This window comes from Spiribacter salilacus (genome assembly GCF_009649225.1).
Classification (GTDB): domain Bacteria; phylum Pseudomonadota; class Gammaproteobacteria; order Nitrococcales; family Nitrococcaceae; genus Spiribacter; species Spiribacter salilacus.
In genome coordinates, this window is sequence record NZ_WJPP01000003.1 from 145,258 (window position 1) to 171,520 (window position 26,263).

The 26,263-nt window shown below is 54.7% G+C and carries 28 protein-coding genes; 8 read left to right on the plus strand and 20 right to left on the minus strand.

Features of this window, described 5'->3' with window-relative positions:
• Positions 1–3 precede the first annotated feature (3 nt).
• A complete protein-coding gene (locus GH984_RS06235) occupies positions 4–1,257 on the plus strand; it encodes a dihydrolipoamide acetyltransferase family protein (RefSeq protein WP_216643631.1) in 1,254 nt (417 codons plus the stop codon).
• Positions 1,258–2,655, plus strand: a complete 1,398-nt coding sequence (gene lpdA / locus GH984_RS06240; RefSeq protein ID WP_153719355.1) for a dihydrolipoyl dehydrogenase — start codon at positions 1,258–1,260, stop codon at positions 2,653–2,655.
• A 29-nt stretch (positions 2,656–2,684) separates the two neighbouring features.
• On the opposite strand, the gene aceA is transcribed toward lpdA (GH984_RS06240), so the two are convergent.
• Positions 2,685–3,974 (minus strand): isocitrate lyase, encoded by a 1,290-nt coding sequence (aceA, locus tag GH984_RS06245; protein ID WP_153719356.1) that lies wholly within the window; start codon positions 3,972–3,974, stop codon positions 2,685–2,687.
• A gap of 104 nt (positions 3,975–4,078) precedes the next feature.
• Here aceA and GH984_RS06250 point away from each other — a divergent pair, with 104 nt between their 5' ends.
• Positions 4,079–5,029 carry a LysR family transcriptional regulator gene (locus tag GH984_RS06250; protein WP_153719357.1) on the plus strand — a complete coding sequence of 317 codons (951 nt, stop codon included), beginning with the start codon at positions 4,079–4,081 and terminating at the stop codon, positions 5,027–5,029.
• Here GH984_RS06250 and GH984_RS06255 read toward each other — a convergent pair.
• The gene (locus GH984_RS06255) at positions 4,982–6,259 is read right to left on the minus strand and encodes a peptidoglycan-binding protein (protein WP_153719358.1); all 1,278 of its coding nucleotides are present in this window, start codon (positions 6,257–6,259) and stop codon (positions 4,982–4,984) included. The two genes, GH984_RS06250 and GH984_RS06255, sit on opposite strands and share 48 nt — an antisense overlap.
• Positions 6,260–6,267: 8 nt before the next feature.
• Complete coding sequence (locus tag GH984_RS06260) at positions 6,268–7,416, minus strand: flagellar motor protein MotA (RefSeq protein ID WP_369691970.1); 1,149 nt, start codon at positions 7,414–7,416, stop codon at positions 6,268–6,270.
• Positions 7,417–7,509: 93 nt separating this feature from the next.
• Between GH984_RS06260 and GH984_RS06265 the strand changes: the two genes are divergently transcribed.
• Genes GH984_RS06265 through GH984_RS06285 form a run of 5 tightly spaced genes read left to right on the plus strand, consistent with a single transcriptional unit; the run spans position 7,510 to position 11,276 of the window.
• The gene (locus tag GH984_RS06265) at positions 7,510–8,580 is read left to right on the plus strand and encodes an AI-2E family transporter (RefSeq protein WP_153719359.1); all 1,071 of its coding nucleotides are present in this window, start codon (positions 7,510–7,512) and stop codon (positions 8,578–8,580) included.
• Positions 8,577–9,047, plus strand: a complete 471-nt coding sequence (locus tag GH984_RS06270; RefSeq protein WP_153719360.1) for a J domain-containing protein — start codon at positions 8,577–8,579, stop codon at positions 9,045–9,047. Before GH984_RS06265 ends, GH984_RS06270 begins: the two co-directional genes overlap by 4 nt.
• A complete protein-coding gene (locus GH984_RS06275; RefSeq protein WP_369691971.1) occupies positions 9,044–9,397 on the plus strand; it encodes a CidA/LrgA family protein in 354 nt (117 codons plus the stop codon). Before GH984_RS06270 ends, GH984_RS06275 begins: the two co-directional genes overlap by 4 nt.
• The gene (locus GH984_RS06280; protein WP_153719362.1) at positions 9,390–10,112 is read left to right on the plus strand and encodes an LrgB family protein; all 723 of its coding nucleotides are present in this window, start codon (positions 9,390–9,392) and stop codon (positions 10,110–10,112) included. The genes GH984_RS06275 and GH984_RS06280 overlap by 8 nt, the downstream gene beginning before the upstream one ends.
• Before the next feature lie 12 nt (positions 10,113–10,124).
• Positions 10,125–11,276, plus strand: a complete 1,152-nt coding sequence (locus tag GH984_RS06285) for a hypothetical protein (RefSeq protein WP_153719363.1) — start codon at positions 10,125–10,127, stop codon at positions 11,274–11,276.
• Here the strand turns inward: GH984_RS06285 and GH984_RS06290 are convergent.
• From GH984_RS06290 to hisB, 17 genes are all read right to left on the minus strand, one after another.
• Positions 11,260–11,832, minus strand: coding sequence for a YceI family protein (locus tag GH984_RS06290; RefSeq protein WP_153719364.1), 573 nt, complete (start codon positions 11,830–11,832; stop codon positions 11,260–11,262). The two genes, GH984_RS06285 and GH984_RS06290, sit on opposite strands and share 17 nt — an antisense overlap.
• Positions 11,832–12,395, minus strand: a complete 564-nt coding sequence (locus GH984_RS06295; RefSeq protein ID WP_153719365.1) for a cytochrome b — start codon at positions 12,393–12,395, stop codon at positions 11,832–11,834. Before GH984_RS06295 ends, GH984_RS06290 begins: the two co-directional genes overlap by 1 nt.
• An 18-nt stretch (positions 12,396–12,413) precedes the next feature.
• The gene (gene djlA, locus GH984_RS06300) at positions 12,414–13,220 is read right to left on the minus strand and encodes a co-chaperone DjlA (protein WP_153719366.1); all 807 of its coding nucleotides are present in this window, start codon (positions 13,218–13,220) and stop codon (positions 12,414–12,416) included.
• On the minus strand, positions 13,205–14,656 hold the full coding sequence (locus tag GH984_RS06305; RefSeq protein ID WP_153719367.1) for a bifunctional 2-methylcitrate dehydratase/aconitate hydratase: 1,452 nt from the start codon (positions 14,654–14,656) through the stop codon (positions 13,205–13,207). Before GH984_RS06305 ends, djlA begins: the two co-directional genes overlap by 16 nt.
• A gap of 4 nt (positions 14,657–14,660) precedes the next feature.
• Complete coding sequence (prpC, locus tag GH984_RS06310; RefSeq protein ID WP_153719368.1) at positions 14,661–15,779, minus strand: bifunctional 2-methylcitrate synthase/citrate synthase; 1,119 nt, start codon at positions 15,777–15,779, stop codon at positions 14,661–14,663.
• Between the two features lies 1 nt (position 15,780).
• Positions 15,781–17,202 carry a dihydrolipoyl dehydrogenase gene (gene lpdA, locus GH984_RS06315; protein WP_153719369.1) on the minus strand — a complete coding sequence of 474 codons (1,422 nt, stop codon included), beginning with the start codon at positions 17,200–17,202 and terminating at the stop codon, positions 15,781–15,783.
• 28 nt (positions 17,203–17,230) lie between these two features.
• Complete coding sequence (gene odhB, locus GH984_RS06320) at positions 17,231–18,487, minus strand: 2-oxoglutarate dehydrogenase complex dihydrolipoyllysine-residue succinyltransferase (protein ID WP_153719370.1); 1,257 nt, start codon at positions 18,485–18,487, stop codon at positions 17,231–17,233.
• Positions 18,488–18,517: 30 nt separating this feature from the next.
• Positions 18,518–21,343, minus strand: coding sequence for a 2-oxoglutarate dehydrogenase E1 component (locus GH984_RS06325; RefSeq protein ID WP_153719371.1), 2,826 nt, complete (start codon positions 21,341–21,343; stop codon positions 18,518–18,520).
• A 153-nt stretch (positions 21,344–21,496) separates the two neighbouring features.
• Positions 21,497–22,240, minus strand: coding sequence for a twin-arginine translocase subunit TatC (gene tatC, locus GH984_RS06330; protein ID WP_369691972.1), 744 nt, complete (start codon positions 22,238–22,240; stop codon positions 21,497–21,499).
• The gene (gene tatB, locus GH984_RS06335; RefSeq protein ID WP_153719372.1) at positions 22,237–22,545 is read right to left on the minus strand and encodes a Sec-independent protein translocase protein TatB; all 309 of its coding nucleotides are present in this window, start codon (positions 22,543–22,545) and stop codon (positions 22,237–22,239) included. The genes tatC and tatB overlap by 4 nt, the downstream gene beginning before the upstream one ends.
• Before the next feature lie 20 nt (positions 22,546–22,565).
• A complete protein-coding gene (gene tatA, locus GH984_RS06340; RefSeq protein ID WP_153719373.1) occupies positions 22,566–22,820 on the minus strand; it encodes a twin-arginine translocase TatA/TatE family subunit in 255 nt (84 codons plus the stop codon).
• A gap of 16 nt (positions 22,821–22,836) precedes the next feature.
• The gene (locus GH984_RS06345; RefSeq protein WP_153719374.1) at positions 22,837–23,160 is read right to left on the minus strand and encodes a phosphoribosyl-ATP diphosphatase; all 324 of its coding nucleotides are present in this window, start codon (positions 23,158–23,160) and stop codon (positions 22,837–22,839) included.
• A gap of 7 nt (positions 23,161–23,167) precedes the next feature.
• Positions 23,168–23,518: a phosphoribosyl-AMP cyclohydrolase gene (hisI, locus tag GH984_RS06350; protein ID WP_369691973.1), complete on the minus strand. Its 351-nt coding sequence runs from the start codon at positions 23,516–23,518 to the stop codon at positions 23,168–23,170.
• Positions 23,515–24,288, minus strand: coding sequence for an imidazole glycerol phosphate synthase subunit HisF (gene hisF, locus GH984_RS06355; protein WP_369691974.1), 774 nt, complete (start codon positions 24,286–24,288; stop codon positions 23,515–23,517). Before hisF ends, hisI begins: the two co-directional genes overlap by 4 nt.
• A 3-nt stretch (positions 24,289–24,291) precedes the next feature.
• Positions 24,292–25,032, minus strand: coding sequence for a 1-(5-phosphoribosyl)-5-[(5-phosphoribosylamino)methylideneamino]imidazole-4-carboxamide isomerase (gene hisA / locus GH984_RS06360; RefSeq protein WP_153719375.1), 741 nt, complete (start codon positions 25,030–25,032; stop codon positions 24,292–24,294).
• A complete protein-coding gene (gene hisH / locus GH984_RS06365; RefSeq protein ID WP_153719376.1) occupies positions 25,023–25,661 on the minus strand; it encodes an imidazole glycerol phosphate synthase subunit HisH in 639 nt (212 codons plus the stop codon). The genes hisA and hisH overlap by 10 nt, the downstream gene beginning before the upstream one ends.
• Positions 25,662–25,664: 3 nt before the next feature.
• Positions 25,665–26,258 carry an imidazoleglycerol-phosphate dehydratase HisB gene (hisB, locus tag GH984_RS06370; RefSeq protein ID WP_153719377.1) on the minus strand — a complete coding sequence of 198 codons (594 nt, stop codon included), beginning with the start codon at positions 26,256–26,258 and terminating at the stop codon, positions 25,665–25,667.
• Positions 26,259–26,263: the final 5 nt, after the last annotated feature.

A 26,263-nucleotide genomic window follows, 5' to 3' on the forward strand; every position in this document is an offset into this window, starting at 1 on the left:
GCCGTGCCAATATCGATTGAAATGACGGCAGCCACCGCTGGCATGGAAAGCGCCACGCTGGTTCGCTGGCTAAAAGCCGAGGGAGATTCCATCACCGAGGGCGACGTCATTGCCGAGGTTGAAACTGACAAGGCCATTATGGAGTTGACTGCCCCGGCGGGTGGCGTGCTCGGTCGCATCGATGTGCCCGACGGCACCGATGAAGTGACCGTCGGTCGTGTTATCGGTTGGCTACTCGCACCCGGCGAAGATGCCAGTGCCCTACCATCAACCACAGCCAATCCGCCTGCCGCCGCAGCCCCAGCCGAACCTGAGCCCAAGCCTGAGCCCACGCCAGCAGAAGCAGCAGCGGCTATGCCTGCAGCGCCCGCACCATCACCGGCTGCGTCAGCACCACAGCCTGCTTCAACATCACGGCCCTTTGCTAGTCCATTAGCCCGTCGCATTGCCAAAGAGCGCGGAATTGACCTGACCACCCTTACCGGCAGTGGCCCACGCGGCCGCGTTGTCCGTATCGATGTAGAGGATTTAGAAGGACAGGCACATTTAGGACAGGCACTTCCAGGACAGGCACTTTTAGAACACTCTGGCATGCGCAAGACCATCGCGCGTCGTTTAACGGAATCAAAGCAGACGATTCCGCATTTTTATCTCACACTGGATTGCGCCATGGAGGCGTTGCTCGAGGTTCGGAGCACACTGAATGCCCGCGGTGAAAAAGCAAAACAACCCTATCGACTGTCGGTCAATGATTTTTTAATTAAAGCAGTTGCAATCGCCTTGCAGGAGCAGCCCGCGGTAAACGTGTCCTGGCAGGAAACGGGGCTGCTGCAGTACACCCACTCAGATATCAGCGTTGCGGTAGCAACCGAGGGCGGGCTCATCACGCCCGTTATCCGCAAGGCCGAAGAAAAAACGCTGGTCAACATGGCAGCCGAAGTTGCTGATCTGGCCAGCCGCGCGCGGGCGGGTCAATTGCCACCCAGTGCGTATCAAGGCGGTGGTTTCACCATCAGCAACCTGGGGATGTATGGCATTAAAGAATTTTCCGCCATTATCAATCCACCGCAAGCCGCCATTTTGGCCGTGGGTGCGGTTGAGCAGCGCCCCGTTGTAAAAGAAGGCGAACTGGCCGTAGGTCAGCAGCTCACGCTAACGCTCTCAGCTGATCATCGCGCCATTGACGGCGCCGTTGCCGCTGAATTCTTAGCCTGCTTGCGCGACTTGCTTGAAAACCCACTCTCGGTGCTCGTTTAAATGGCCGATTATCAAATCATCGTTATTGGTGCTGGCCCTGGCGGCTATGTGGCCGCCATTCGCGCCGCACAGTTGGGGGCGAGCTGCGCCGTCATCGAGGCCGCAGAGCCCGGCGGCGTTTGCTTGAATTGGGGCTGCATTCCCACCAAAACCCTACTGCATTCCGCGGATCTATTACGCCAGGCCAAGACGGCAGATGCCTTCGGCGTCATACTGGACACCCACCCAAAATTTGATTTGGAAAAAGCCGTTGCCCGCTCTCGGGCCGTGGCAGGGCAACTTAATCGGGGGGTGCGTGGGCTGTTGCGCAAACATGACATCCCACTGATTAGCGGTCATGCCTCACTGCTGGGCCAAGGCCGTATTAAGGTGAGCGAAACCGCGGGCGAACGCATCCTCAGTGCCGATGCCATTATTTTGGCAACCGGTGCCCGTCCCCGCGAGCTACCGGGTTTGAAACCTGATGGCGATCGCCTATGGACCGCGCGCGAAGCCATGACACCCACCGAACTACCCAAGCGTCTTGCGGTGATTGGCGGCGGCGCAATTGGCGTGGAATTTGCCAGCTTTTACGCCACCATCGGCAGCGATGTCACCGTCATAGAAATGGCGAACCAAATCCTGCCCACTGAAGATGCTGAAATTTCAAAACTGCTGACTGAACAGCTGAAAGCAGATGGCATTGCATGCCACACCGGCACACGCGTAACAGCCTGCCAACCTAACGATGACCACGTTGAACTCATACTCACCGGGCCTAACGACGCGGCGACGACATTAAAAGTTGATCGCGCCATTCTGGCGGCTGGCATTACCGGCAATGTGGAATCACTAGGGCTTGAGAACACGGCCGTGACGGTCAAAGACGGACACATTGTGACGGATGAGTCCGCTGCCACTGCAGAGCCGGGCGTGTATGCGATTGGCGATGTGGCTGGTGCCCCCTGGCTTGCTCATAAAGCCAGCCATGAGGCCATTGCTTGCGTAGAACGTTTACTAGGGAATCCAGAAGCGCATCTTCCAAAGCCGGAACAAATTCCCTCCTGCACCTACTGCCATCCACAAGTAGCCAGCATTGGGTTAACTGAGCAGCGTGCGCTTGAGCGGGGCTACGAAATCCGAGTCGGCCGCTTCCCACTCATCGGCAATGGTAAGGCGCAAGCCTTGGGTGAAACCGAGGGTCTGGTGAAAACCATTTTTGATACGCACACCGGCGAGCTGCTGGGTGCCCACCTCATCGGGGCTCAGGTAACCGAACTCATCAGCACCTACGCAGTAGGACAGGCACTTGAGACGACCGAGGCGGAATTGCTAGCAACGGTCTTTCCTCATCCCACGGTATCTGAGGCATTGCACGAGTCTGTGCTTGCCGCATGGGATCGCGGGCTGCACCTTTAATACAGCCCGCATCCACTGCCCACCCACGATTAGCCGTGAGTAAACTGCTCCTCTTCAGTCGACCCAGTCATGGCGGTAACCGAAGAACCACCGCCCTGAATTAGCTGGGTAACCTGATCAAAGTAACCCGCACCCACTTCGCGCTGATGACGGGTGGCTGTGTAGCCATCTTTTTCCGAGGCAAACTCGGCTTCCTGCAGCTCTGAATAGGCTGCCATCTGCCGGCTCTTATAGCCACGGGCTAGCTCAAACATGGAGTAATTCAGGCTGTGGAAGCCTGCCAGTGTAATGAACTGGAACTTATAACCCATCGCCCCAAGCTCATTTTGGAACTTGGCAATGGTGGCCTCATCCAGCTTGCCGCGCCAGTTAAACGACGGCGAGCAGTTATAAGCCAGCATCTGATTGGGATGCTCTTTATGAATAGCCTCAGCAAACCGACGGGCAAATGCCAAATCCGGCGTACCGGTTTCGCACCACAGCAAATCCGCATACGGCGCATAGGCCAATCCGCGGCTAATGGCCTGGGCCTCACCCGCATCCGTACGGAAAAAGCCTTCCACCGTGCGCTCGCCCGTAATATAAGGCGCATCGTATTCATCAATGTCTGAGGTGATCAAATCGGCCGCCAGCGCATCTGTACGCGCCACCACCAACGTGGATGTATCCATTGTATCGGCCGCTAACCGAGCGGCGACCAGCTTTTGCACGGCTTCTTGCGTTGGCACCAAAACCTTACCGCCCATGTGCCCACATTTTTTGACCGACGCCAGCTGATCCTCAAAGTGCACACCGGCAGCCCCTGCGCGAATCATGCCTTTCATCAATTCAAATGCATTCAGTACGCCACCAAAGCCGGCCTCGGCATCAGCAACAATTGGCTGCATCCAGTCAACATCGTCATTGCCCTCGGCATGATGAATCTCATCGGCACGTAGCAGTGCGTTATTAATGCGCTCCACCACGGCGGGCACAGAATCGGCCGGGTAGAGAGACTGATCGGGATACATCGTGCCGGCTAAGTTGGCATCTGCTGCCACCTGCCAGCCTGACAAATAAATGGCATGCAGCCCCGCTTTAACTTGCTGCATGGCCTGATTGCCCGTTAACGCGCCCAGCGCATTCACGTAATCTAGCTTGCCCTCTGTGAGATAACCCCAAAGCTTCTCAGCACCTAACGCGGCTAGGGAATGTTCGATCGGAACCGTTCCCCGCAAGCGAACCACTTCCTCAGCCGGATAAGGACGGGTAACGTCTTTCCAGCGGGGATTGGTTTCCCAGTCTTTTTGAATTTCTGCAGCAGTCCGTAGCTTAGCCATCAATCTCGCTCCTCTTGTTATTCCAAGGGTCACGATATGTGGCGTTGCAACATTACACAAGACAATGTAAACAATACATATCATAAATTTAGGCAATACTAATTATGGCTAAATATCGCTACGATCGGCTCCGTCAATTACGCGCATTCTGCTTTGCCGCAGAGCTTGGCAGCATTTCTCGTGCGGCCGAACGGCTCGAACTCACACAACCCTCGGTATCGCTGCAAATTCAAAGCCTTGAGCGCGAACTAGGCGTGATTCTTTTTGAACGCAGAGGCCCGAGAATTCGATTGACTAATGATGGACAGGCACTCCATGCCATGGCGCAAACCATGGTGGCAAACATTGATGATTTACCAACTCAATTTGCCAAAGGCAGCCAGTCTTTAGACGGCGGTTATTTGGATATTGGCGCGGGACAGTCATCTACACTGTATCTTCTCCCGCCGCTGCTCGAGCGTTTTATGGCGCAGCATCCCAACGTGCAGGTTCGCCTGCACAACCTATCGGTTGGCGACATGCTAGAAGCCCTGCGCACCGACCGGATGGATTTTGCGGTAGGGGCTGTTCTTGATTTACCTAATGAGCTTCGCTATCAAGCCATTTACTCGTATGGCTTATCGCTTATTACTCCTCCAGATCATCCGTTAGCCGAGCGTGATGTGATTAGCACCCGCGATTTAGCGAATCAGGACTACATCATTCCGCCTCGAGACATGACAACGTGGCGCCTAATTAACTTAGTGTTTGAGCAACAGGCCATTCAATACCGCGTCAAACTAGAGGTTGGCAGCTGGGAAGCCGTTAAGCGCTACGTGAGCTTAGGCTTTGGCATTGCGATTGTGAGTAACGTTTGCTTGGCAGAGGCGCCGGCTAATCTTGCCATTCGATCATTGCCTGATATTTTTCCAAAGCGAACCTATGGTGCTATTTCGCGGCGCGGCCGGGCACTCTCGCCGCCCGCACGGCGCTTTTTGGAAATGAGCGGCATGGACATGCCGACTGAACTAACGGCTCGTCAGTCTGAGCTCAATGCGACGATTACGCGCGAATGACTCCGCATCATCGCCATCCGCAACCGGCTGAAATTCGCCATAGCCCACGGCTGAGAGCCGCTCAGCGGGTATGCCTTGCTCGATAAGAAAATAGACGATCGACTGCGCTCGTGCGCTTGAAAGCTCCCAATTAGACGGGAACTCAGGGGTATTAATCGGGCGTCGATCGGTATGCCCTTCAACTTGTAATACCCATTCGATTTCATCGGGAATGCGTTCTGCCACGCGTTGCAATACGCTAGCCACTTGCCCCAAGCGTACCTCGCCTTCTGCTCCTAACTCCGCTGAGGCTGTTTCGAAAAACAGCTCAGATTGAAAGCGGAACCGATCGCCGATGATTTCGATTTCCTCAATATCACCGAGTACTTCGCGCAAGCGACCAAAAAACTCCGAGCGATAGCTGGTAAGCTCCTGAACTTCTTCCGCCAAGGCAATATTCAGCCGCTCGACTAACGTATCGATTTCGGCTTGCTGCTCAGCAACGGTTTGTTCTTCAATTCTTAGCGTCTCTGCCAATGCAGAAATTTGGGTTCTCAGTGCCCGTAACTGCCGCCGCAACGCCTCCACGCGTGCTTCAGCACTTGCGCTGAGCCTTTGTTCACTATTCAACGCTTCTTGCCGATCGGCAACTTCCATCACTAAATCGCGAATGCGCATGTCTTTTGCTTCAATCTCACGCTGCGCAAGCACGGTTCGCTCTTCGGCATCGGCCAATTCAGCGGCCAACTCCATGCTCCGATCTCTTTCGGCACCCAGCTCACGGGTGCGCTCGGCAATCTCCGCTTCCAGTGTCTCGCGCACCTCTCTAAGTGCCGCAATGTCTTGCTGAAGGCTCGCAATTTCAATTAATCGGGCTGTCAGCGCATCTTCACCCACCGCAATTTCTTCCCGGGCGGCAGCTAGTGCTTCTTCACTCAGGGCCAAGTCGGCCTGCGCCTGATCGCGCTGCGATAAAGTGGCATGCAATTCGGCATAGAGGTTGGAGACTTCGTCTTCAAGTTGCTCCTGCTGGCCGCGCGATAAAGCCAGTGCATCCGCCATCTCGCTGAGCTCCGCCTGCAAGGCCTCCAGCGCTCGGTTGCGATCGGTTAGCTGTGTACTCATAAACAGCTGTGCAACAACAAACAAAAGCAGCATAAAGACAAACGCCAACAACACCGTGGCCAGCGCATCCACAAAACCCGGCCAGATATTGACCGAAGCGCGATTACGGCGTGAGCTACCTAACATGCCTTAACTCAGTCTTGCTCGTTATTGCCAAGATGCGACACGGTGCGTGTCAACAACCGAATCTCATCGCGCAGTTCAGTCAGCAAACGTTCTCGATCTGCACTTAAATCGGACCGCAGATCGTGTAAGCCATGCACCATGGCGCGTAGCTGTTCGATCTGCTCTGTGGATTGCCCTGCCTGCCCCTCGGTAGCCTCAGAAAGGCGGGTTAACACGCCCTGCAGCTCCGCCTGCGTGCGGGTTAGCCCAATCAAGCCCTTTTGCTCACTGCGACCCTGATCCGCTAAGCGCGACACCTCTTCGGTTAGCTCGATCATGCGGGCATCAACCGCCCGCCGTTCCTCATCACCCCGCGTCATAATACGCTGCAACTTATCTAGGCTATCAGCCGTATTCTCCAGTAACGCCTGAATATAGGCGGGCACAGAGCCCTCGGCATCGCCGCCGAGCGCGCCGCTGGAAAGGCGCGTCTGACCTGATAGCCATTCTTCAAGATCGTTATAGAAGCGACTCTGCGCGTGTGAGGCTTGCAGGTCCACAAACCCCAGCACTAACGCGCCGGCCAGCCCAAAAAGGGACGAGCTAAATGCTGTGCCCATCCCGGTGAGTGGGCTTTCTAGGCCATCCCGCAGCTGGCTAAAGATCGCGCCGGCATCACCACCAGCCGTCATCTCTAAGCCCCCAATGACGTTACCCACCGCGCGCAGCGTATCCAATAAGCCCCAAAAGGTGCCAAGCAGACCCAGAAAAACCAATAATCCAATCAGGTAGCGGGAGATATCCCGAGACTCGTCCAAACGCATGCGTATGCCATCAAGCACTGTGCGCAGAGACATTGCTGAGAGGCTAAACCGATCACCCTGGCGCCCGGTAAGCATTTGTGCCATGGAGCCCAGCAGCCGACTGCCCGCAATCTCTGGTGCCTGACCACCCTGGCTATTTCTAAAGCCTTCCACCCAATCAACTTCGGGCTTTAAGATTAAGACCTGCCGGCTATTAACAATCAGGCCGATAAACAGCACCAACAAAATCATCCCGTTAAAAACGGGATTAGCAAAAAAAGCCTCACTAAGCGGGGCAAATAACAAACCGCATAACGCCGCAACCGCCGCTAAAAATACACCGATCCAAATGAGAACTTGGTTGGGATTTCGCACAATGTTTCTCCAACAGGAAGCATTTTACCCTTGTTATTTGATACCTTAGCGCGAAATTCAGCGCAATGTATGCCTTTGAGGTATTCTATTTTGATGAATGATGCACTGCGCATTCAGCGAGGCGCCCTCGCATTGGGTTTATTGGTAGTAAGCGGCATCACGCTTTATCTACTCCGCCCCATTCTTACGCCTTTTATTGCAGGCGCGCTGCTGGCGTATTTGGCCAACCCGCCCACCCGTCGTCTTGTACAAGCGGGGCTAGGGCGCACCGCGGCTGTCATCATCGTGTTCACCATCTTAACCGGTCTTTTTGTCATTGGTGTGATGCTGCTCATACCGATGATCGGCCGGCAGATTGATTTATTACAATCGCAATTGCCTGGCATGCTCATTTGGCTGCAGAACGAGTTTTTGCCATGGCTACAGCGGGTCACCGGTTTAGAGCTCGGAGATCTTGATCTGGATGCCGTTCGCAGCGCGATCAGTGAGCATTGGCAGTCTACCGGCAATCTTGTTGCCGATATTCTTTCTCAAGCAACGCGCTCAGGCTTTGCCCTGGTCGGCGCCATTGCATTGCTCACACTCGTGCCGGTTGTTGCTTTTTATCTGCTGCGTGATTGGGATCGGGTGCTCCAAGCCGCCGTTAATGTCCTCCCGCCCCGCTGGCGGAACACAACACGCCAACTCGGGCAGGAATGCGATGAAGTGGTGGGGGCTTTTTTACGAGGCCAGCTTTTAGTGATGATCAGCCTAGGCGTTATCTATGGCGTCGGTTTACGTTTAATTGGCCTTGATCTGGGTATTTTGATCGGCATGCTCTCAGGCCTAGCCGCTATTGTGCCGTACCTCGGATTTATCGTTGGCATTACTGCCGCTAGCGTTGCTGCCATATTCCAATTTAGCGATTGGTTGATTCCGCTAATCCTCGTTTGGGGTGTCTTTGCGCTCGGCCAAACGCTTGAGTCCGTTGCGCTCACTCCGTTGTTGGTGGGCGACCGCATTGGCTTACATCCGGTGGCTGTCATTTTTGCGGTGCTTGCCGGTGGGCAGCTATTCGGTTTTGTTGGCGTGTTAATCGCACTGCCCGTTGCCGCCGTGATTATGGTGCTTCTGCGCCATGCGCATCGCTTTATGACAAACGAAACCAAAGCACCACTGCCATGATGCGAATTTTCTCAATTGCGCTACTGGTTGCGTTTATCGCCTTTATGCTCTCGCCGCGCCTGCGTGCTTGGCTGCGCGCAAGAGCGCCTATGCTAGTACTGGGCGCGATTGGCGGTGCCGCGGTTTTTTTGGCAATCACCGGGCGTTTAAATTGGATTTTTGGTGCCATTGGCGCGGCCTTACCAGTGCTTTGGCGACTGGCCTCTATTTTGCGTTTTCTGCCTTTAAAAACAGGCGCCCAATCCCAAACCCAATCGGGTGAAACGCCAAAACAACGCGGCAAAATGACGCCAGAAGAGGCTGCAGAGCTACTCGGCGTTGCCCTGAATGCCAGTCGAGATGAGATTCTGAGCGCCCATCGCCGACTCATGCAAAAGATCCACCCAGATCGCGGCGGCACCGACTATCTTGCCGCTCAACTTAATGCCGCACGCGACTGTCTGCTAAAGGAACGGCAAGCGTCGTGATTGGGTTTTTGGCTTTATTGCTGACCCTGCAACTGATCGGCGAAATTGTGGTGCGCGCACTTGGCCTACCCCTTCCTGGCCCCGTCATTGGCATGCTGTTGCTATTTATTGGGTTAGGCCTTCGTGGCAGCACGCCTACACCACTTAATCAGCTGGCAACCGGCTTGCTTCAGCATCTATCGTTACTGTTTGTTCCGGCGGGCGTGGGCGTCATGAGTTATTTGGCCATTATCGAGGCCAATTGGGCGGCATTGGGCATTACCATTATCGCGAGCACAATGCTGGCGATTGTTGTTACCGCCCTTACGCTGCGCTTACTGACCCGCAGAAAGGCAGAACAACATGACTGAGTTATTTGAGGTCTGGGTCTACCTAGCCGAGCAGCCACTGCTATGGCTTACGCTCACGCTCGTCTGTTATGCCGCCGCTCATGCCTTATTTAAGGCGGCCAATGGATTTGCGCTGCTCAACCCGGTGCTCATCGCAGTCATCTTACTGGTTGGGATTTTGGCTCTCACTAACACCACCTATGAGCAGTATTTTGCCGGGGCACAGTTTGTTCACTTTCTATTAGGACCCGCCACCGTGGCACTGGCAGTACCCTTGTATTCGCATGCCCAGCAGCTGCGACGGCTCTGGTTACCCCTTAGCATCGCGCTGATCGCCGGCTCAACCACCGCCATTGTTGCAGCCCTAGTGCTCGGTACCGGGTTAGGGCTTGAGCGCGAGATCATTCTCTCGTTATTACCTAAGTCGGCCACAACGCCCGTTGCCATGGGTGTGGCTGAGCGCGTTGGCGGGATTCCCTCCCTCACGGCAGTTTTTGTTATTTTAACCGGCATCACCGGGGCAATTGTGGGTGTGCCTTTACTGCGGCTACTGGGTGAGCGTAAAGCAAGCACTAAAGGCTTTGCCGTAGGCGTGGCCGCGCATGGCATTGCCACTGCCAGTGCTTTTCAGCACAGTGAACGTGCCGGCGCTTATGCGGGACTGGGCATGGGGCTTAACGCCGCACTCACGGCCCTTTTGGTACCCGCCTTACTCTGGCTGTTTACATTATTCTAGGAGAGCACTGCCATGCACAGGCATTGGATTTTTATTAGCCTTTTGCTGCTGCCCATTCATAGCATCCACGCCCAAACAGCGCCTGCCGACACCGCTGACAACACAGGCTCTGCCATTGAATCGATTCCGCTTGAGATGAGCCCAGGCGAACTCAGAAGCACACCGGGTGATCGCATCGCTGTGACAATTAACCTTTTCTCTAACGGGCCCACACAAGTCACTGATCAGCGCGATTTAGCACTTCTGCCGGGTCGTAACACGGTCCAAATCGAGGGCATCCCCTTGCAAACAGACCTGACACAGCTGCATTGGACACTGCCCGAAGACCGAAGCCTAATCCGCCTGCGTACCAATGACGATCAGTTAGAAGCGGAGCTATTTGCCAGCGAAGCAGGCAGCCGCCCCCTAACTTTGCGTTATGCGCTGCCTCAGCTGCAGTGGGAGGTCGATTATCGCCTGGTGATGAACGATCCCGCCAACGACTCGCAAGCCCCACAGCTCCTTCGGTTTTTAACGCTCATTAACCAAACTGACCAAGCATTTGCTACCCCTGAGGTTATAATCAACAGCCCATACGGTGAGTGGATAAACCTAGCGCTCAGCAGCACGCTTGCACCCAATGGTCAGCTTCGGCAGCCGCTCGGCGCCCCGATTGACGTCTCAGTTACAACGCAACTTGTTGCTCGGGGTAGGGCGGATGTGATTGATGTAACTTCCCTTCGGTATCCTGCGGAACAACGCATCGCATTTAACGACATTGATCTTCAATGGCCGGCTGGCGCCATCGAGGTAGCCCAAGAACTGCCAGATGGCCGAATGGCCATTGCCCGGCAATCTCAGTTATCCGCGCCCAATGCCAATGGACAGGCCTTTACCATCATCCCCAGTCGAAGCGAAGTGGCTGTCATCCGCACGCTTGAGAGTATTGAGCAGGAGGGGGCCAACGAAATCGAACTGACTTGGCGCCTTAGTGTTAATAACGCCGAATCCCAACCCGTCACGGTCCGGCTTGAAGAACAGCTAGACCCTCGCTGGGTAATCACCAAAGCCGCCGGAGATTGGCAACGTACTGGCGGAGTTATTCACCGCGAAGTCAGCATTGATGCCGACAACGCAAAGGAGTTTGAACTCAGCGTGCGCGGGCCATTTAACCCGCCGCACTAAGCTGGACATCCACAATCACGCGAACCTCATGGCCAACCGCGGAGGGGTCTTCCCAGTCCCCTTCGCCAATGCCGAAGGTGGTGCGGTCGATCACCAGTTCGCCTTGCATGTGTGCCTGTCCCGTATCCGTGCTTTTCCAAGCAAACGGCAGAACAACCGGTTCACTATGCCCCTTAATGGTCAACGTGCCCTCAGCGGCATAGGGGTAATCAGCGTTTTCTGTGGCTTGGCGAATCTCGGTGGTTTCAAATCGGGCCTCAGTAAACTCATCCATCGCAAACCAAGCCTGCTTCGGTAACTCTCGATCGCGCTGACTACTGCCGGTTTGAATGCTCGTCACATCAATTCGAACATCAAAGTGACTGTCCTCTAACTGCTCCGCAGAAAATCGCATCTCGGCTGAGAATTGTTCAAACTCACCCTCAAACTGCCCTCCTTGCTGGGTGGCTTCAAACGCCAAACGACTTTCAGCTAGATCAATATCCCAAGGGTCGGCCGCCAACGCAGGCATTGCAATCAAAGCCGTTAAAAAGGACAGGCACAGAAAAAAACGCATTATGTCTCCTTTGATGATCGCTTGGGCAGCATTCGCAATAAGATGCCGTCTTTTAAAATAAAGTGATGCCGCAGTGCGCCGGCCACATGGATCGCGATCAATCCAGCAAAAAACCAAAATAAGCTGGCATGCACCCAGGTTGCCACGGCGCTTACCGATTCACTTTCAGGCACCACATTAGGCACCTGCACCAGCCCAAACACATTCAAGGGAAAATTAGCCGCAGAATTAATCACATAGCCGGAAATTGGCATGGCAAATAACAGCACATAAAAAAGCCCATGCGCCCACCCCGCTAAGCGACGCTCATAGGCGGGCAGGCTACTTGGTAGTACCGGTACCACTGGATTCATCCACCGCCACGAAATTCTAAGCAACGCCAATACCAACAAGGTCATGCCGATGCTTTTATGAATGGCATACAGCTCAAACTTCAATGCGCTCATGGGCAGATTGACCATCACAACACCCAGAGTCATCGTGCCGAGGATCCCGAGCGCCATCAGCCAGTGCAGCCATTTAGCCGGGCTACCCCAAGATTCTGTGGTGTTGCGTAAAGTCATCGCAAGATCAGAGTGTGCCTATGGGCGCTGAGTTCCCTCGCGCGCTTGCTTGATCGTTTCGTAGGCTGATTGAATCTCCTGCGTTCGCTCCTTAGCAATACGCATCATCTCTTCCGGTAAACCGCGTGCAACCAACTTATCGGGGTGATGTTCACTCATCAGCTTTCGCCAGGCACGCTTTATGTCTGCATCGCTATCGGTTGGTTGGACACCGAGCGTGTCATACGCCGCCTCTAACGTGTTTTTATGACTCGGTTGGCGGCCAGCATGCCCATGCAACATTTGCTCTAGCCGTGCGTAATCCGTCTCGGAAAACCCCAAGCCAAAAGCAATTTTCTGCAACAAGATGCGTTCAGCAGCATCAATTTGGCCATCGGCCAGTGCGGCTTGAATCTGAATTTCAACAAATAACTGACACAACTGCCGATGCCGCTGGGCGAGCCGACGAAACTCGCTGACAACCTCATCAAGACTCACCTGATCATCACGACCGTTGCGGAAAAATTCAATCGCTTGCTGACGTTGCTCAGCATTCAAATCCATATGCGACATGATGGCTTCAACGGCACGAATCTCAGATTCGCTAACACGGCCGTCTGCCTTACAGACATGCCCCATCGCCACAAAGGCGCCGCGAAAAAACGCCGCATGCACCGATTTTTGACGCTGGCTAGGGCGCGCAGAGCGCCCAGACCCAGACAGGGCACGGTCAAACCAATGCCCAACAATCACACCGACAATGCCACCGACCCAGCCGCCGGACATTGCGCCCAGCAGCCCGCCGACGAGCTTACCTACCCAATACGAGCCTATGATGCCCTCCATAGGGCCATAAATTCGTTAACAGGCAGTTTTTCTAGTCGGTTTTGATCACCGCAAACCGCTTCGATTTGGCTTGCCTGCTTGGGTGCAAAACGCGTTGTCAGCGCCGCCTCAAATTTTTTGACCAACTCAGGAATGCCTTCATCACGACGGCGACGGTGCCCAATCGGATAATCCACCGCAATCCGATCTGTGGCCGTGCCATCGTTAAAGAACACCTGTACCGAATTACCAATGGCGCGCTTTTCTGGATCCATGTAATCCACCGAGAACTGCTTATTCTCAACCACTTCCATCTTGGCTCGTAGCGCATCAATACGTGGGTCAGCTGCCACAGCATCTTCGTAATCAGCCGCTGTCAAACGGCCGAAGATCAGCGGCACAGCCACCATGTACTGAATGCAATGATCCCGATCCGCCGGGTTATTGAGCGCCCCGGTTTTATCGATAATTCGCACGCCGGCTTCCTGGGTTTCGATCACAATCCGATCAATCGCATCAATCCGATCAGCAACCTGCGGATGCAGGGTCATCGCAGCTTCTGCCGCGGTTTGTGCGTGGAACTCAGCCGGAAAACTAATCTTAAAGAGAATGTTTTCCATCACGTAGCTGCCAAACGGCTGCGCCAGCGTGACCTCGTTACCGCCAAACAGCACATCTTGGAAACCCCAGGTTGGCGCGGAGAGTGCGGCCGGATAACCAATCTCACCGGTTTGTGCAATCAGTGCCAGACGCAAACCACGCGCTGAGGCATCGCCGGCGGCCCAGCTCTTACGCGGGCCGGCCTGCGGCGCATGGCGATAGGCGCGCAGAGAGCTGCCATCCACCAACGCGTGGCTGGCAACCGTCATCACATCTTCGTGAGTGCCGCCTAGCATGCCCATGCTGACACAAGCCGAAGCCAGTCGAACCAGCAACACATGATCAAGGCCCACCCGGTTAAAGCTGTTTTCAAGCGCAATTACACCCTGAATTTCATGCGCCCGAATCATGGCGGTTAGCACATCACGCATTGTGGGCGGCTCTTTGCCCTCTGCAATGGCGGTGCGCGCCTGATAATCAGCCAGTGCCAAAATGGCGCCTAAATTATCGGAGGGGTGCCCCCACTCTGCGGCCAGCCAGGTGTCGTTAAAATCGAGCCACCGCACCATCGCACCAATGTTAAAGGCTGCCTGCACGGGATCGAGCTGATAGGGGGTGCCTGGCACACGCGCGCCACCCGACATTTCAGCACCCGGTACAACAGGGCCTAAGAGCTTGGTGCAAGCAGGGTACTCAAGCGCGAGCATGCCGCAGGCAAGCGTATCCATCAGGCAGTACCGGGCAGTGGAATAGGCCTCATCCGATTGAATTGGGGCTCCGGTCACATAATCAGCCAATGACCGCAATAATGGATCTGGCTCTGGACGCTCAGCGCTGCGCACTTTTACTTCTGTCATCTTCTTACCCCCTCTGCTCAATCGGTTGCCAGGCTTTGAGTTCTGGCCCGGTGTAATCAGCGCTCGGCCGTATAATCCGATTATTCGCCCGCTGCTCTTTAATGTGGGCTGCCCAACCAGTCAACCGCGACATCACAAAAATCGGCGTAAACAAGGGGGTAGGAATACCCATAAAGTGATACGCACTCGCATGAAAGAAATCTGCGTTGGGGAAGAGCCCCTTTTCACGCTGCATAACGGCTTCTACGCGTTCGGATACTGGATATAGCCGGGTATCGCCTACCTGCTCAGCTAGCTGGCGTGACCATTCTTTAATAATCGCATTCCGCGGATCGCTCTTACGGTAAATGGCATGACCAAATCCCATAATCTTTTCTTTTCGCTCAAGCATGCCCATCAAGGCGGCTTCTGCCTCATCAGGGGTCTGCCAGTTCTCAATCATGGCCATGGCGGCCTCATTGGCCCCACCATGTAATGGCCCGCGCAAAGTACCAATCGCCCCGGTAATGCAAGAGTGCAGATCCGACAGCGTCGACGCACAGGTTCTTGCGGTAAAGGTAGAGGCGTTAAACTCATGCTCGGCATAAAGAATTAACGAGGCATGCATCACTTTGACATGCAGATCGGAAGGCTTTTTGCCATGCAACAACTTTAGAAAATGCCCACCAATACTGGCTTCATCGCTATCGGTCTCAATGCGCTCGCCATGATGGCTGTAGCGATACCAGTAAGTGATGATGCCGGGAAAAGCCGAAAGCAGTCGGTCGATATGCTGATCCTGCTCCGAGAAATCCTGCTCCGTTTCCAAATTGCCCAACATGGAGCAGCCCGTGCGCATCACATCCATCGGGTGTGCGTCAGCAGGAATACGTTCTAACACCTCACGCAAGGCCGCTGGCAACTGACGAAGCCCTTGAAGGCGGCTGCGATAACTGTCTAGCTCTGCCGCTGTAGGAAGCTGGCCATACAGCAACAGATAGGCCACCTCTTCGAACTCGGCATGCTCGGCTAAGTCATGAATGTCATAGCCGCAATACGTCAGGCCCGTGCCTTCCTGGCCTACCGTGCAAAGCGCTGTTTCGCCGGCTGTAATCCCTCTCAATCCTGCAGTATTTTCCGCCATTTTAGTTCGCCTTATGAATCGCCCGTTTGTTCACCGCCAAGGCAGCTTCATGAACCGCTTCAGACAAGGTGGGGTGGGCATGGATGGTCCGCGCCAAATCCTCAGCGCTTGCTTCGTATTCCATGGCAAGTGTGGCCTCGGCAATCAACTCGCTCGTTTGTGGGCCGACCATATGCACACCGAGAATTCGATCCGTTTCAGCATGAGCTAAAATTTTCACCATGCCATCGGCACGATCCATGGCGCGAGCACGGCCGGTTGCCGCAAAACCAAATGTGCCACTCCGGTACGGCGTACCAGCGGCTTTTAACTGATTTTCGGTGCGACCCACCCAAGCAATTTCTGGATCGGTATAGATAACCCACGGAATGGTCTCGTAATTCACGTGCCCGGCGTGCCCCGCGATACGCTCGGCCACCATCACGCCTTCTTCCGAGCCCTTATGAGCCAGCATGGGCCCACGAACCACATCACCCACAGCATAAACACCTGGAATATTGGTCTCGCAGTAGTCATCGACGTTCACGAAGCCGCGCTCATCCGTAATCAGGTTGGCATCTTCAGACGCCAGACCATCGGTATGCGGGCGACGGCCCACCGACACGATCAGCTTATCGACCTGAATATTTTGCTTACCGTCTGCATCCTCATAATGCACGCTGATGGTCTTACCCTTGCGTGTATCGGTAACGCGACAATTGGTCTTTATCTCAAGCCCTTGTTTTTCAAACAGCTTGCGCGCCTCGCGGGCCACTTGATGGTCAACCAGCGATAAAAATGTATCTTGCGCTTCAAGCAGCACAACTTTTGAGCCAAGTCGGTTCCAAACACTGCCCATCTCAAGGCCGATCACACCCGCGCCAATCACGCCAAGGCGTTTGGGGACTTCTTGGAATTCCTGAGCACCGGCTGAATCGACAATACGATCATGATCCAGTGGCGCGGCGCCAATTTCGATGGGCCGCGAGCCGGTGGCAATAATCACATTGCTGGCACTAAAGACTTTCGCTTTCCCTTTATGCGGCGTGAATTCGACCTGCCGGTCTGCCAGCAATTTGCCGTGCCCTGCCAACCACTCAATTCGGTTAGCCTTAAACAACTGCTTAATGCCACCAGTCAGATCGGACACCACTTTATCTTTGCGCCGAATCATCTGCGGTACATCAAGCCGGGTGCCGTCCACCTTAATGCCGTGCCCGGCTAGCTCATGCTGTACCCGATGATAATGCTCAGAGGAATCAAGCAATGCTTTGGATGGAATACACCCCACATTTAAGCAAGTACCACCGAGTGATGGCTCACCATCCTTGCGCACAAACTCATCAATAACGGCCACGCTCATGCCGAGCTGTGCACAGCGGATTGCGCCCACATAACCGGCAGGGCCGGCACCAATTACGATAACGTCGTAGGGATTCGCCATAATGACTCCCGAATTTTTCCGTTTAGGCTCAGACCGCAAGCAGCAAACGTGCCGGGTCTTCGAGCATGTCTTTAATCGTGACTAGAAACTGCACCGCTTCCTTGCCATCGATAATGCGATGGTCATAGGAGTGAGCCAGATACATCATAGGGCGCGCCACCACGGTGCCATTTTCAACCATGGGGCGTTCCTGAATTTTATGCATTCCTAAAATGCCGCTTTGGGGCGGATTGAGAATTGGCGTTGAAAGCAACGAGCCAAAAATACCGCCATTAGTAATGGTAAACGTACCGCCCGTTAGCTCAGAGATATCAATCTTGCCGGCCTGTGCGCGTTGTCCGAAATCTGCGATGGCCGCTTCAATTTCAGCAAACGATAACTGATCGGCGTCTCTTAGCACCGGCACCATCAAACCCCGCTCGGTCGACACGGCAATACCGATGTCGTAGTAACCGTGATACAGCACATCGGTGCCGTCAATCGACGCGTTCACCGCCGGGTAGCGCTTAAGACCCTCAACCGCAGCTTTAACAAAGAACGACATAAAACCAAGCTTGGTGTCGTGGTTTTTTAAGAACTGGTCTTTATAGCGCGCACGCAGCTCCATCACCGGCTGCATGTTGACCTCATTAAAGGTCGTCAGCATGGCAGCGGTTTGTTGGGCCTCCACTAATCGCTCAGCAATTCGCTGGCGCAGTCGGGTCATTGGCACACGGCGCTCTTCACGATCGCCTGCTGGCATGGCGGCGGCGGCCGGCGCGGCTGCTTTTTTCGGCTGCTCAGCACTCGGCGCGGGCGCGGGCGCTGCTTCGGGCGCAGCGGCAGCAGGCGCTGACTCGTTCGACTTCAGAAAGTTAAGAACATCTTCTTTCAGCAACCGTCCATTCCTGCCTGTTGGCGGGATTTGCCGGGCATCAAGGCCATGCTCCTCCACCAAATTGCGTACGGCAGGGCTTAAGCTGGGCATCGCTGCATCGGCAGCGGGTGCCTCTGTTGCTGCTGCCGGCTGCGCAGCAGCGGGCGCCGCAGCGGGTGCGGCCGCAGCCTCGCCAGCCTGCAGCAAGGCGACCACCTCGCCAGCGGTAACCGTTTCACCCTCGGGTTTGAGGATCTCACCTAACACCCCATCTTCTGGGGCAGGCACCTCTAACACCACTTTGTCGGTTTCAAGGTCAACCAGGTTTTCATCGCGCTCTACCCGGTCTCCTGCCTGTTTATGCCAGGTAACAACCGTTGCCTCACTGACCGACTCGGGCAGTGCAGGTACCTTGACTTCAGTGCTCATGGGCTTTTCGCTCTCCTTGAATAATCGGGTTTACCCGAGGGCATCCGCCACCAGGCTTCGTTGTTGTTCGTGATGCACCTTGGCATAACCCACTGCCGGTGAAGCAGATGGATCACGGCCGGCATACCGCAGCTTTTGCTCACGCGTGACGCACTGCGTTAAGTGGTGATAAATCTGATACCAGGCGCCCTGATTTTTGGGTTCTTCCTGACACCAAACGACCTCTTTAGCCGTCTTATATCGCCGCTTAAGTAGGGCTGAGAGTGCCGCTTCCGGAAACGGATAGAGCTGCTCAACGCGCACAATCGCCACATCGTCTCTTTCTTGGCGGCGGCGCTCTTCGAGCAGATCGAAATAGACTTTGCCGCTGCATAAAACCACGCGCTTCACACCGCTCGCCTTAATGGGCTCGACCTCATCAATCACGAGCTGAAAACCGCCAGTCGCCAAATCATCTAACACCGAGGTAGATAGCTTGTGGCGCAATAAGCTTTTTGGCGTCATCACCACCAGTGGCTTACGCCAGCGGCGCAGCATTTGGCGGCGAATCATGTGGAAAAACTGAGCGGGGGTTGAGGGCACCACCACCTGAATATTGCTTTCGGCACATAGCTGCAAAAACCGCTCTAAACGCGCCGATGAGTGCTCTGGGCCTTGGCCTTCATACCCGTGCGGCAGATAAAGAGTAAGCCCGCAAAGCCGGCCCCATTTTGTCTCGCCCGAGGCAATAAACTGATCAATCAGCACCTGCGCGCCATTCACAAAGTCGCCAAACTGGCCTTCCCAAATCACCATGGTGGTTGGGTCTGCCGTGGCATAACCGTATTCAAAGCCCAGCACGGCCTCTTCAGACAACAGCGAATCGATAACCACAAAGTTATCGGGCTCTTCGCCAATCTGCTTAAGCGGGGTATGTGTTGCTCCATCGGTTGCGTTATGCAGCACCGAGTTACGATGGAAGAAGGTGCCGCGGCCCGAGTCCTGCCCCGTCAGCCGAACGTTATAGCCCTCTTCAAGCAGCGTGGCATAGGCCATGGTTTCGGCAAAACCCCAGTCCATGGCCAGCGCGCCGGCTGCCATCTTTCGGCGGCTCTCCATCACCGTAGCAACGCGCGCATTAAGCTCAAAGCCTTCAGGCAGTTGTTGGAGCACCTCTTGCAGACGCCGCACCCGGTCAGGCGTGACAGCCGTATCGACCGACTCATCCCACTGCGCATCAAAATAGGGCGACCAATCCACACTAAAATCGGTTTGCTGCGGAGGCAGGGCACCCGGCGCTACCACCTGCTCGGCATCCATGGCATCGCGATATTCTCGCTCCATGGCCTTGGCATCGTCAGCGGCAATAACGCCTTCCTGCTCGAGCTGCTCCGCGTACAGCTTGCGCACCGACGGGCGGGCCTTAATTTTCTGATACATCACCGGCTGCGTTGCCGACGGCTCGTCGGCCTCGTTATGGCCATGCCGGCGATAACAAATTAAATCAATCACCACATCAGAGTGGAATTCACGGCGATAATCCATGGCCAGCTGCGTCACAAATAAGACGGCCTCAGGGTCGTCTCCATTGACGTGAAAAATCGGCGCCTGAACCATCTTGGCCACTTCTGTGCAGTAAAAAGTCGACCGCGTATCGAGCGGGTTAGAGGTGGTAAAGCCAATTTGGTTGTTAATCACTAAATGCACGGTGCCGCCGGTATAAAAGCCACGCGCTTGAGATAACTGAAACGTTTCCATGACCACGCCTTGGCCAGCCATGGCCGCGTCGCCATGAATCAGCAAGGGTAGTACAGACTCGCCCGTTGCATCGCCACGGCGTTGCATCCGCGCCCTTACAGAGCCTTCAACCACCGGATTAACGATTTCCAGATGCGACGGGTTAAAGGCAAGCGCTAAATGCAAAGCCCCACCGTCTGTTTGAATATCCGATGAATAGCCCATGTGATATTTCACATCACCGGCATTCGCATGCTCTGGCGCATGCTCGCCTTCAAATTCAGCAAACAGCTCAGCCGGCGATTTACCCATCACGTTAATCAGCACATTGAGCCGACCCCGATGCGCCATGCCGAGGACCAACTCTTTAACCCCGTGCCGGCCGCCACGCTGAATAATTTCATCAAGCACCGGAATGGTGGACTCACCCCCTTCTAAGGAAAAACGCTTTTGCCCCACATATTTGCTGTTGAGGTACTTTTCAATGCCCTCAGCTGCCGTCAGCCGGCGTAGTAATGCCCGCTTTTGCTCGGCATCAAATTCCGTTCTTGCCCGGGGTTTTTCCAGCCGCTCCTGAATCCATCGCTTCCGATCGGTGTCGGTAATATGCATGTACTCAGAGCCAATTTTGCCGGAGTACACTGAGCGCACCAAATCAATGATTTCGCGCAGCTTCATACGGTCTGGTGCAAACAAAGAGCCGGTGTTGAATGCGGTGTCCATGTCAGACTCATCCAGACCATGAAAGGCCGGATCAAGATCAGGCACTACCGGCAGCTCACGCAAATGCAATGGATCGGTATCTGCATGCTGATGACCGCGTACGCGATAGCCGTTAATGAGTCGCAACACGGCCGCCTGCTTTTGCGCCGCCATGGCGTCCATGCCCTCACCGGCTAGAACCGCGCGACCGTTACGAGAACTTCGCCCCAGCGCCTCAAACGCTTCACGTATTGGGCCATGCGGCACATCCCGCAATCGGCCCGGCTCTTTGGCCTGCAGATCACGAAAATATTCCTGCCATACAGGCTCAACCGAGTCTGGATCGCTTAAATAGTTTTCGTATAAAGCTTCGATATAGGTGGCATTGCTGCCATTGAGGTAGGAATTCTGCAGGAACTGCTCGAAAGCACCACTCATAAAAGATCACCTGACGTTTGCGCAAGCAGGCTTGACATTAATGCCGCTAACCATACCGTTCTCGACGGCCAATCGCAAGAAAACCCAGTGACTTATTTTGGAGCCGTTCATTATCTGACCTCTAGGTCAGGAATTTCTCACTCCCCACCCGCGTTACTCTTTAGCGGGTACTGACGGCGAAAACCAACGGGAAAGAAATATCCCTAGCTCAAATAACAGCCAAACCGGCACTGCCAAAAGCACCTGCGAGATCACATCCGGTGGCGTAAGCAACATCCCAATCGTAAAGGCAGCCACAATCACGTAAGGCCGCTTTGCCGCTAACGACTGCCTTGTCGTTGCTCCCGTTTTAACGAGCAAAATCGTTGCAATCGGCACTTCAAAGGCAGCACCAAACGCAAAGAACAGCTTCATGACAAACGACAAGTATTCGCCGATATCCGTCATCATCGATACCCCAACCGGGGTAGCAGCCGCAAAGAATTCAAAAATCAGCGGGAAGACCAAAAAATAGGCAAACGCCATGCCGGCATAAAACAGCACAACGCTTGAAAACAACAATGGCCACACTAATTGACGTTCGTTGCGATAAAGCCCTGGCGCCACAAAGGCCCATAACTGATAGAGCAAATAGGGGATGCTGAGGAAAAAGGCGGCAACCAGCGCCACCTTAAGTGGAATAAGAAACGGAGTGGCCACCTGCGTGGCAATCATTGATGAGCCTTCAGGCAAAACCGCAATCAGCGGACCCGCTAGTGCCGTATAGAGCGGCTCACGAAATGGGTAAGCGGCCAAGAAGAGCACCAAAACCACGCCAGCGGCACGCATAAGACGCGTGCGCAGCTCCAAAAGATGCGCCAGCAGGGGGCGATCTTCATCTTCGCTGACCGCACTCACGACTGGCTGTCTCCTTTGGGCTTGTCGCTTTCAGGCGGATCGCCATCAGCTTGGGCTTCACTAACGGACTTCTCGACCGTTTTCATTGCATCGCGGGTGTCGGATTCAATGGCGCGCTTCGTTTCGCGCAACCCTTCTGCATTGACCTCTCGTTCAACCTCATCACGAATCGACTGAAAGGACGCACGCGCACGACCCACCCAAAGGCCAATGGTACGCAAGAGTTTAGGTAAACGCTCTGGGCCAACGACCACCAGAGCGATGGCCCCGATGATCAGGATTTCCCAGAAGCTAATATCGAACATAGCAGCCTATCCAGAGACGCTCAGGGCTTTTCGTTGTTCGTTTTCTTCTCACCCTCAGCATCGTCAACCTGCTCACGATGCTCGGTTGTGACCTCCTCAATGCTCTCTTTGGCCTCATTCGCTTCTTTTTCGCCGTCTTTCATGGCGCTTTTAAAGCCTTTGAGTGCTCCACCCAGATCAGTGCCAACATTACGCAGCTTCTTGGTGCCAAAGAGCAACAGGACAATCGCTAAAATTAACAATAGAGACCACGGACTAATACCACCTGGACCCATCAGACTCACCTCCAATTTATTGATCGGCTCGAGACGCCTTTTCTTCAATTCCCGAGAGCCCAAACCGACGCTCGAGCTCTGCTAGTACATCCGCCGGCCCCAAGCCGTGATGCGCCAGCATGATTAACGTATGGAACCACAGATCAGCCGTTTCATAAACGATTGATTGCGGCTCACCATTTTTGGCGGCCACGATCGTCTCTGTGCACTCCTCGCCTACTTTGCGCAAAATACGATCAAGCCCTGCCGCCTGCAACGATGCCACATAGGATGTTTCAGGCTCGGCATCACGCCGGGCGGCAATCACACCGGCTAATTGATTTAGAATATCATCGTTCATCACAAACCTACTCGGATATTTCAACCCAGGCGCCATCCTGGTACTGCCGATAAAAACAACTCCGCCGACCCGTATGGCACGCAATGCCGCCTACTTGCTCTACGTCGAGCAGCAGCGTATCGCCATCACAATCTAATGCCATTCGCTGTACGCGCTGGAAATGGCCTGACTCGGCACCTTTATGCCATAACTTTTTCCGCGACCGCGACCAATACACCGCCTCACCCTTGGATACCGTGGCCTGCAGGGCATCACGGTTCATCCACGCCATCATGAGCACGGCGCCATCTGCCACATCACGGGTGATAACCGGCACTAGCCCATCTGCATTCCATCGGACCTCATCCAGCCAACTCACTGCCTTACCTCTATACCCGCGCTTGCCATAAATGCTTTTGCCTCAGCAACCGTATATTCGCCAAAATGGAAAATGCTGGCGGCTAATACGGCATCAGCATGACCTTGTATCACGCCATCCACCAAATCCTGCAGGTTACCCACCCCACCAGAGGCCACTAAGGGCACGCCCGCACGAGCAGAAATTGCCTTATTTAACGCATTATCAAAGCCCTGCCGAGTGCCGTCGCGATCCATACTGGTTACCAGCAGCTCTCCTGCGCCTGCCGCGGCCATCTGCTCAGCCCACGCCAACGCATCAATCCCGGTGGGGCGCCGGCCGCCATGGGTAAAAACTTCCCAGCGGATATCAGATCCGGGACTTTCCACGCGCTTAGCATCAATAGCCACAACAATGCATTGCGAGCCATAACGCTCGGCGGCGTTAGCAACTAGCGCGGGGTCGTGAATCGCTGCGGTGTTAATCGCCACTTTATCGGCGCCTGCGTTCAGCATTCGGCGCACATCATCGACTGTGCGAATGCCACCCCCCACGGTCAGTGGTATGAACACTTCGGCTGCGACAGCTTCAACCACGGCCACCAATGTTTCGCGCTCTTCATGGCTTGCCGTAATGTCTAAAAATGTTAGTTCATCCGCGCCTTCTCGGTCATAGCGGCGCGCAATTTCCACGGGGTCGCCCGCATCCCGAATATCAACAAACTGAACGCCTTTAACAACGCGGCCACCATCGATATCCAAACAAGGGATAATTCGCTTTGCCAGCGCCACCGGCTATCGACCCATCCGTTGATCGGCCAACGCTTGTGCTTCGGCAAGGTCTAGGCTGCGCTCGTACAGCGCTCTGCCCACAATGGCACCCGTTACGCCAGCCTCAGCGATTTCACATAACCGCTCAACGTCGGCCATGCTGCTAACCCCCCCCGAGGCAATCACTGGAATATCGATGGCGCGCGCTAAATCTGCGGTGGCCTTTGCATTAAAACCACTCATCATTCCATCGCGCCCAATGTCGGTAAACACAATGGCCTCAACTCCCGCATCCTCAAAGCGTTTTGCTAGTTCGCTAGCGGCAATCTCTGAGACTTGCTCCCAACCATGCGTTGCCACGCGCCCATCCCGCGCATCTAACCCCACGATCACGTGGCCAGGAAACTCGAGGCAGGCATTATCTACAAAATCTGGGTCACGTACCGCTTGGGTACCCAAAATCACAAAATCAACGCCAACATCCAAATACGTTTGAATAACATCGACATTGCGAATTCCACCCCCAATTTGAATTTCGATTGATGGGTGCGCCTCAGCAATCCGCCCAATGATGTCAGCATTGACCGGAAAGCCTGCTATCGCCCCATCAAGATCAACCAAGTGCAAACGCTTAGCACCGGCGGCCACCCATTGATCTGCCATGGCCAGAGGATCTTTTGAGAAAACCGTTGAGTCATCCATCTTGCCCTGACGCAAGCGCACGCATTGGCCATCTTTAAGGTCAATTGCAGGTATTAATTGCATGCTGTTCCATCCCAACTAAGAAAGTTGCCCAATAATTTCAGCCCAGCCTGCTGGCTTTTTTCTGGGTGAAATTGCGTTGCAAACACATTGTTTTGCCCAATAACTGCTGCAAAACGCTCACCATATTCACAGTCTGCCAACACGATCTCTTGAGCTTCAGGTACCACATAGTAGCTGTGCACAAAATAAAAACGCGCCTCATCGTCAACACCATCCCACAGCGGATGCGGGGCGCATTGGCGCACCCGATTCCACCCCATATGCGGAATTTTAAGTGCCGAGTGGCCGCCGGTAAGATGTGAGAAATGCCGCACGGTACCCGCAAAATGCCCTAGCGCCTCAACGCCTGCGTTCTCTTCGCTGCGGGTCATTAATGCCTGCATGCCCATACAAACGCCCAAAAAAGGGCGGGTTGCCATTGCACGGGCAAGCACCTCAATCAGCTCATGCTGGTGCAGGGCGCTCATACAATCGCGCACGGCACCCTGCCCCGGGAAGACAACCCGATCGGCAGCATCAATCACCGCGGGATCATCGGTAATGGCTACGGCCGTTGCGCCAACATGCTCCAGCGCCTTGGCAACTGAGCGCAAATTACCCATGCCATAATCAATGACCGCAACTCGCATTCGTTAGAGCGTTCCTTTAGTTGACGGCATCGCGCCATTGAGTGCCGCATCGCTGGCCACCGCCATACGAAGCGCACGCCCCGCTGCTTTAAACAGGCTCTCAACCATGTGGTGGGCATTATCGCCGGCCAGCGCATCCACATGCAGCGTAACCCCAGCATGGTTAACAAAGCCCTGCCAAAACTCACGCACTAATTCGGTATCGAACTGCCCGATACGCTCAGCCGGAAATTTGGCACGAAAATACAAGCCGGGCCGACCCGATAGATCGACCACAACCCGAGATAATGCCTCATCTAAAGGGCACAGCGCATGGCCGTAACGCGTAATGCCACGCCGATCGCCAAGTGCCTTAGCAAACGCTTGCCCCAGCACAATGCCCACATCTTCAACCGTGTGATGATCATCGATGTGCCGATCGCCGATGGCTTCGATATCAATATCAAACTGCCCATGCCGGGCTATTTGGTCCAGCATGTGATCAAAGAAACCCACACCGGTTTGGCGGCTACCGTTACCGGTACCGTCAAGCTGTAGGTGAATTTTAATGCGGGTTTCGAGGGTATTACGCTCGACCGCTGCACTGCGTTCGTTCATGGGGT

Excerpts from the sequence above, each read along its gene's own strand:
- GH984_RS06345 (WP_153719374.1), bottom strand. The coding sequence starts at position 23,160 with ATGAACGATGATATTCTAAATCAATTAGCCGGTGTGATTGCCGCCCGG.
- GH984_RS06325 (WP_153719371.1), bottom strand. The coding sequence starts at position 21,343 with ATGAGTGGTGCTTTCGAGCAGTTCCTGCAGAATTCCTACCTCAATGGC.
- aceA (WP_153719356.1), bottom strand. The coding sequence starts at position 3,974 with ATGGCTAAGCTACGGACTGCTGCAGAAATTCAAAAAGACTGGGAAACC.
- GH984_RS06305 (WP_153719367.1), bottom strand. The coding sequence starts at position 14,656 with ATGACAGAAGTAAAAGTGCGCAGCGCTGAGCGTCCAGAGCCAGATCCA.
- GH984_RS06270 (WP_153719360.1), top strand. The coding sequence starts at position 8,577 with ATGATGCGAATTTTCTCAATTGCGCTACTGGTTGCGTTTATCGCCTTT.
- tatB (WP_153719372.1), bottom strand. The coding sequence starts at position 22,545 with ATGTTCGATATTAGCTTCTGGGAAATCCTGATCATCGGGGCCATCGCT.
- GH984_RS06280 (WP_153719362.1), top strand. The coding sequence starts at position 9,390 with ATGACTGAGTTATTTGAGGTCTGGGTCTACCTAGCCGAGCAGCCACTG.
- GH984_RS06290 (WP_153719364.1), bottom strand. The coding sequence starts at position 11,832 with ATGCGTTTTTTTCTGTGCCTGTCCTTTTTAACGGCTTTGATTGCAATG.
- GH984_RS06295 (WP_153719365.1), bottom strand. The coding sequence starts at position 12,395 with ATGACTTTACGCAACACCACAGAATCTTGGGGTAGCCCGGCTAAATGG.
- GH984_RS06285 (WP_153719363.1), top strand. The coding sequence starts at position 10,125 with ATGCACAGGCATTGGATTTTTATTAGCCTTTTGCTGCTGCCCATTCAT.
- hisH (WP_153719376.1), bottom strand. The coding sequence starts at position 25,661 with ATGCGAGTTGCGGTCATTGATTATGGCATGGGTAATTTGCGCTCAGTT.
- tatA (WP_153719373.1), bottom strand. The coding sequence starts at position 22,820 with ATGGGTCCAGGTGGTATTAGTCCGTGGTCTCTATTGTTAATTTTAGCG.
- lpdA (WP_153719355.1), top strand. The coding sequence starts at position 1,258 with ATGGCCGATTATCAAATCATCGTTATTGGTGCTGGCCCTGGCGGCTAT.
- hisB (WP_153719377.1), bottom strand. The coding sequence starts at position 26,258 with ATGAACGAACGCAGTGCAGCGGTCGAGCGTAATACCCTCGAAACCCGC.
- GH984_RS06250 (WP_153719357.1), top strand. The coding sequence starts at position 4,079 with ATGGCTAAATATCGCTACGATCGGCTCCGTCAATTACGCGCATTCTGC.
- GH984_RS06255 (WP_153719358.1), bottom strand. The coding sequence starts at position 6,259 with ATGTTAGGTAGCTCACGCCGTAATCGCGCTTCGGTCAATATCTGGCCG.
- hisA (WP_153719375.1), bottom strand. The coding sequence starts at position 25,032 with ATGCAATTAATACCTGCAATTGACCTTAAAGATGGCCAATGCGTGCGC.
- prpC (WP_153719368.1), bottom strand. The coding sequence starts at position 15,779 with ATGGCGGAAAATACTGCAGGATTGAGAGGGATTACAGCCGGCGAAACA.
- lpdA (WP_153719369.1), bottom strand. The coding sequence starts at position 17,202 with ATGGCGAATCCCTACGACGTTATCGTAATTGGTGCCGGCCCTGCCGGT.
- odhB (WP_153719370.1), bottom strand. The coding sequence starts at position 18,487 with ATGAGCACTGAAGTCAAGGTACCTGCACTGCCCGAGTCGGTCAGTGAG.
- djlA (WP_153719366.1), bottom strand. The coding sequence starts at position 13,220 with ATGGAGGGCATCATAGGCTCGTATTGGGTAGGTAAGCTCGTCGGCGGG.
- GH984_RS06265 (WP_153719359.1), top strand. The coding sequence starts at position 7,510 with ATGAATGATGCACTGCGCATTCAGCGAGGCGCCCTCGCATTGGGTTTA.